Raw genomic sequence first — 5,808 nt, 5'->3', positions numbered from 1 at the left:
CAGCAGCACGAGCACCTCCCCCACCACCAGCGCCGCGGCCGGCACCTCGATCGCGTGGCCCAGCCACGCCTCGACACGCGCCGGGAACGACCCGCCCTGCGCCTCGGGTTCAGCTTCCAGCAGCATCCTGCTCACCCCAGGGCTCCGACACTGTCCTGCAGCAGCTTGCTGCAGGACGCTGGCTTGTCATTGGGCAACATGTCGATGTCTCCTCGAAGATGTGGGATGTCCAGGCAAGCACCGGAGACTTCGGAATGCCCGGGCTCTGGTGGCCCTGCGTGTCTCCTGAGTGCTTGAACAGCATCTTCGGCGGAGGGCCACATGACGACAAGAGAAGTCTCATCAAGCTAAGATGACAGGCTTTCATCTGACGCCAGGGTTCCCCCGATGGCCACTGTTCCCCTCATTGCCAACCTTCAGGCGTTCGAGGCCGTCGCCCGCCGCCGCAGCTTCGCGCTGGCTGCAGCGGAGCTGCGTCTGACCGCATCCGCCATCAGCCACCAAGTGGCGCGACTGGAGTCGCAGCTGGGCGTGCGCCTGTTCGAGCGAAGTGCCCATGGCGTGCGATTGAGTGCGGCCGGAGAGCAGTACCTTGGGCGTGTCGGCGGAGCGCTGTCGGCCATCACCTCTGCAAGCGACGATCTGCGGCAAGGCGTCAGCAACAGCCTGTACGTCCACGCCACCCCCAGTTTCGCGAGCCTTTGGCTGCTGCCACGGCTGAGTGCGTTCGCACAGGCCTACCCAGACATCACGCTCAACCTTTCGGCCGCGCACACGCACAGCGACTTCGCCCTCGGGCAAGCGGACATCGACATCCGCTACGGTGCGCCGCAGTGGCCGGACCTCGTGGTCGAACCGCTGTTCGAGGAGCGCATTGCTCCGCTCGCAAGCCCGGCCTTCATCCGTGCGCATCGCTTGAAGCGAACAGAACAACTGTTGGACGTGCCCCTGATCCAGAGCAAAGTGAGTGTGGTCCAGTGGTCAGACTGGTTCCGAGCCTGCACGAACCAGCGTTCACCCGAGCGTCTGCCACTTCGCTTCGACCGCGCGATGATGTCCCTCGATGCAGCGGGCCTCGGTTTGGGTGTGGCACTGGAAAGCTGCACGATCGCGAACCGACATCTGGCCGAGGGCAAGCTCAGGCCTGTCTTCAGCCTCGACAAGTCGGTGCAAGTCAAAGCACACTTTGCCGTGTACCCGGCGCGGCACGCGAAGCGCGCTCCCCTCGAAGCATTCTTGTCCTGGCTCCACGGTGAGGCGGCGAATAGCGCCTTGAACCCTCATCCGACCTCCGCAGCAGGTACTTGAACCCACGAGCAGGCACGACCCGCAGCCCGCGGGATGCACTGCTGGCAGCCTGATCCCACTCACCCCCGCCACCCCAGCCGCGCCGACACCCCCCGTCCCCGCTCCCGCAGCACCCGCACCACCTCCGCCTCCCCCCGCACCTCCAGCGTCGCGCTCGGCCCGATCGCCGTCAGCGCCAGCACCATCTGCCCGAAGCCGTCGAACACCGGTGCGGCCACCGCGCTGACCCCCCGCACCGAGCCATCGACCGCGCCGCTCCAGCCCTGGGCGCGCACCAGCTCCAGTTGCGGCGCCAGATCGGCCAGCGTGCGGCCGGCGCCTTCGGTCTTCAGGATCGCTTCGACCTCCTCCGCCGGCCGGTGCGCGGCGAACAGCAGCCCCGACGCCGTGCCATCGACCGACACCACCGTGCCGTGCCGCATGTTGACGTGGACCGCCTGTGGCCCCTCCTCCAGCCGCACGATGGTCGGCCCCCGGTTGCCCCACACGGCGATCGCCACCGTGTGCCCCACCTCGCGTGCCAGCACCGGCAGCTCTTGCGAGGCCAGCCGCACCGGATCGACCTGCTGCAGCGCGATCAGCCCCAACTGCAGCGCCAGCGGCCCCAGTCCGTAGCGGCCGGTTTCCGCGTCCTGCTCGACCAGCCCGACCGCGCCGAAGCTGACGAGGTAGGGGTGCGCCTTCGCAGGCGTCATGTCGGCTTCGCGGGCCAGGTCTTTCAGCGCCAGCGGGCGGCCGGCGTGGGCCAGCGCGTGCAGCAACTGGCCGCCGACCTCGATGCTCTGGATGCCACGGGAGCCGCGGGGGGTGGGGTCTTCGGTCATGGTTTGCGGGTTTCTACTAATGCGAATGCATTAGACATTAACAAACGCCGTGACTAAGATCAACCATCGTTCGGATTAGACGAATTCGTTCTACAGAAACAAACCTCGGAACCGCCCGCCATGACGCAGACCAAGACCTTCGCCTCCGCCGCCGACCTGGAAGAAAAGAAGGTCAGCTTCGACAAGCTCTCGGACCACGCCTACGCCTACACCGCCGAGGGCGACCCGAACACCGGCATCATCATCGGCGACGACGCCGTGATGGTCATCGACACGCAGGCCACGCCGGTGATGGCGCAGGACGTGATCCGCCGCATCCGCGAGGTGACCGACAAGCCGATCAAGTACGTGCTGCTGAGCCATTACCACGCGGTGCGGGTGCTGGGCGCGACGGCCTACGCGCCCGAGCAGATCATCGCCAGCCAGGACACCCACGACCTGATCGTCGAGCGCGGCGAGTTCGACAAGGCCAGCGAGATCGGCCGCTTCCCCCGGTTGTTCCAGAACGTCGAGTCGGTGCCGGCGGGCCTGACGTGGCCGACGATCACCTTCACCGGGAAGATGACGGTCTGGCTCGGCTCGGTCGAGGTGCAGATCCTGCAACTGGGGCGCGGCCACACCAAGGGCGACACGGTGGCGTGGCTGCCGAAGGAGAAGATCCTGTTCTCGGGCGATCTGGTCGAGTTCGACGCCACGCCGTATGCGGGCGACGCCTATTTCCAGGACTGGCCGCAGACGCTCGACAACATCGCCGCGCTGAACCCCGAGAAGCTGGTGCCCGGCCGCGGCGCCGCGCTGCAGACGCCGGAGCAGGTGCAGGCCGGTCTGGCGGGCACGCGGGCGTTCGTGAGCGAGCTGTATGCCAGCGTCAAGGCCGGTGCCGCCGAAGGCCGCGATCTGCGCAAGGTCTACGAGGAAACCTTCGCCACTTTGAAGCCGAAGTTCGGCCACTGGGTGATCTTCAACCACTGCATGCCCTTCGACGTGACCCGCGCCTACGACGAAGCCACCGGCCACCGCGACCCGCGCATCTGGACCGCCGAGCGCGATGTCGCCATGTGGCAGGCACTCGAAGGCTGATTCCCGCTGTCCCATTGCGCAGGAGACCCACCATGAGCATCACCCACGGCGTTCACCACGTCGCCTACCGCTGCAAGGACGCCAAGCAGACCGTCGAGTGGTACCGCGACCACCTCGGCATGGACTTCGTGCTGGCCATCGCCGAGAACGAGGTGCCGTCCACCAAGGCGCCGGACCCGTACATGCACATCTTCCTCGACGCGGGCAACGGCAACGTGCTGGCCTTCTTCGAGCTGCCGAACTCGCCCCCGATGGGCCGCGACGAGAACACGCCGGGCTGGGTGCAGCACATCGCGTTCAAGGTGGCGTCGATGGAGATCCTCGAAGCGGCGAAGGCGAAGCTGGTCGCGGCCGGGATCGACGTGCTCGGACCGATCAACCACACGATCTTCAAGTCGATCTACTTCTTCGACCCGAACGGCCACCGCCTCGAACTCGCCGCCGACATCGGCACGCCCGAGATGATGCGCAAGCTCGACGCGTGCAAGTGGGACATGCTCGAAGAGTGGTCGCAGACGAAGCGGGCACCGCGCCATGCCGCGTGGATGCACGAAGGCTGACCGGGCAGGAACACGGCGATGCTGAGCACCTACACCTATCCCCGCTACGCCTGGCGCCGCCCGGCCGAGCTGGACACGCCCGGCACGGTGGCACGGCACCCGGTGGTTGTCGTCGGCGCGGGTCCGGTCGGGCTGAGCGCGGCGATCGACCTGGCGCAGCAGGGTGTGCCGGTCGTGCTGCTCGATGACGACAGCACCGTCAGCGTCGGCTCGCGTGGCCTGTGCTACGCCAAGCGCACGCTGGAGATCCTCGACCGGCTCGGCTGCGGGCAGGCGGTGGTGGACAAGGGCGTGACGTGGAACGTCGGGCGCACCTTCCACCGCGACGCCGAGGTCTTCAGCTTCAACCTGCTGCCCGAGCCGGACCACCACCGCCCCGGCATGGTCAACCTGCAGCAGTACTACCTGGAGCAGTACCTCGTCGATCGTGCCGCCGCGCTGCCGAACCTCGACCTGCGCTGGCTCAGCAAGGTCACGCGGGTGACGCCCCTGACCGGTGACGATGACGGTGCGCTGATCGACGTGGAGACGGCCGAAGGCGCCTACCAACTGCACACCGACTGGCTCGTCGTTGCCGACGGCGCACGCAGCCCGATCCGGCGCCAGCTCGGCCTCGACATCGACGGCAAGGTGTTCCAGGACCGTTTCCTGATCGCCGACGTGGTGATGAAGGCGGACTTCCCCGCAGAACGCTGGTTCTGGTTCGACCCGCCCTTCCACCCGAACCAGAGCGTGCTGCTGCACCGCGAGGCGGACAACGTCTGGCGCATCGACTTCCAGCTCGGCTGGGACGCCGACCCCGAGCACGAAAAAAAGCCTGAGCAGGTCATCCCGCGCATCCGGGCGATGCTGGGGCCGGAGCGCGAGTTCACGCTGGAGTGGGTCAGCGTCTACACCTTCCAGTGTCGGCGCATGGCGGATTTCCGGCACGGGCGGCTGCTGTTCGTCGGTGATGCGGCGCACCAGGTCTCGCCGTTCGGGGCGCGGGGCGCGAACTCGGGCATCCAGGACGTGGACAACCTCGCGTGGAAGCTGAAACTGGTGCTGGACGGCCAGGCGCCCGAGGCGCTGCTGGACACCTACAGCACCGAGCGCGGTGAGGCGGCCGACGAGAATCTGCTCAACTCGACCCGCTCGACCGACTTCATGACGCCCAAGAGCCAAGCCTCACGCGACATCCGCAACGCGGTGCTGACGCTGGCGAACGACCACGCCTTCGCGCGGGCGCTGGTCAACTCGGGCCGGCTGTCGGTGCCGACGCACCACCGCGACTCGCCCCTGTCCACGCCGGACGCCGAGGGTGACACCTTCAGCGGTCGGATGGCGCCGGGGGCGCCGATGGACGATGCGCCAGTCACGGTGGATGGCCGCGACGGCTGGCTGCTGGCGCACACAGGCAACGGCTTCGTGCTGCTGCTGTTCGGAGACGCGGGCAAGCCAGCGTTCGATGCGCTGGCCAGCGATGCGATCCCGGTGCGCACGCTGTGCCTGCCCGCTGACGGCATCGCTGCGCGGCGCTATGACGCACGGCCCGGCACCGCTTGCCTGATCCGCCCGGACCAGATCCTCGCCGCCCGCTGGCGCCGCCCGGATACCGCCGCCGTGCGTGCCGCCGTGGCCCGCGCCACCGGCAATGCCTGAGCCAGACGCCATGAACCGACTCCAGACCCAGCCCAACTTCGGCGCCGGCTCGCCCGCCCCGCTGCGCGCCTACACGCCCGGCGACGACTTCTACGACCTGCTGATCGACATCCACCGCGGCCTCGACGACGACACGAGCCGCCTCGTCAACGCCCGGCTGGTCCTGCTGCTGGCCAACCACATCGGCGACATGGCCGTGCTGCGCGAGGCCATGGCCGCCGCACGCCACGGCGTCGCCCCGGAACCCACCGCCCCATGAACCCCACCCACCTCGACCCCACCCACGATCCCGCCCTGCGCAGCTGGGTCGCATCGGCCAACGACGGCGCCACCGATTTCCCGATCCAGAATCTGCCCTACGCCCGCGCCCGCCGCGCCGGGACGGACGAGCCGTG

Annotated in this window: 6 protein-coding genes and 1 pseudogene; 6 read left to right on the top strand and 1 reads right to left on the bottom strand. The window is 68.1% G+C overall.

Features of this window, described 5'->3' with window-relative positions; all coding sequences use genetic code 11:
• The first annotated feature begins 387 nt into the window (after positions 1-387).
• Entirely contained in the window at positions 388-1,308 is a 921-nt protein-coding gene (locus tag AB3X43_RS15630; RefSeq protein ID WP_369430789.1) for a LysR substrate-binding domain-containing protein, read from the top strand.
• Between the two features lie 59 nt (positions 1,309-1,367).
• On the opposite strand, the gene AB3X43_RS15625 is transcribed toward AB3X43_RS15630, so the two are convergent.
• Complete coding sequence (locus tag AB3X43_RS15625) at positions 1,368-2,132, bottom strand: IclR family transcriptional regulator (protein ID WP_369430788.1); 765 nt, start codon at positions 2,130-2,132, stop codon at positions 1,368-1,370.
• 120 nt (positions 2,133-2,252) lie between these two features.
• Here AB3X43_RS15625 and AB3X43_RS15620 point away from each other — a divergent pair, with 120 nt between their 5' ends.
• The 5 genes and pseudogenes from AB3X43_RS15620 to AB3X43_RS15600 all read left to right on the top strand — a co-directional run.
• Positions 2,253-3,212, top strand: coding sequence for an MBL fold metallo-hydrolase (locus tag AB3X43_RS15620; protein WP_369430787.1), 960 nt, complete (start codon positions 2,253-2,255; stop codon positions 3,210-3,212).
• Positions 3,213-3,244: 32 nt separating this feature from the next.
• Positions 3,245-3,772: a VOC family protein gene (locus AB3X43_RS15615; RefSeq protein ID WP_369430786.1), complete on the top strand. Its 528-nt coding sequence runs from the start codon at positions 3,245-3,247 to the stop codon at positions 3,770-3,772.
• Between the two features lie 18 nt (positions 3,773-3,790).
• On the top strand, positions 3,791-5,413 hold the full coding sequence (locus AB3X43_RS15610) for an FAD-dependent oxidoreductase (RefSeq protein ID WP_369430785.1): 1,623 nt from the start codon (positions 3,791-3,793) through the stop codon (positions 5,411-5,413).
• Between the two features lie 10 nt (positions 5,414-5,423).
• Entirely contained in the window at positions 5,424-5,672 is a 249-nt protein-coding gene (locus AB3X43_RS15605) for a DUF2783 domain-containing protein (RefSeq protein ID WP_369430784.1), read from the top strand.
• Positions 5,669-5,808 (top strand): annotated as a pseudogene (locus AB3X43_RS15600) (fumarylacetoacetase); the annotation flags it as partial. The gene AB3X43_RS15605 and the pseudogene AB3X43_RS15600, both read left to right, overlap by 4 nt.

The sequence above is a fragment of the Sphaerotilus sp. genome (assembly GCF_041083715.1).
Classification (GTDB): domain Bacteria; phylum Pseudomonadota; class Gammaproteobacteria; order Burkholderiales; family Burkholderiaceae_C; genus Sphaerotilus.
Note: the sequence above shows the minus strand (reverse complement) of the source record. Positions and strands in the feature narration are given on the sequence as shown.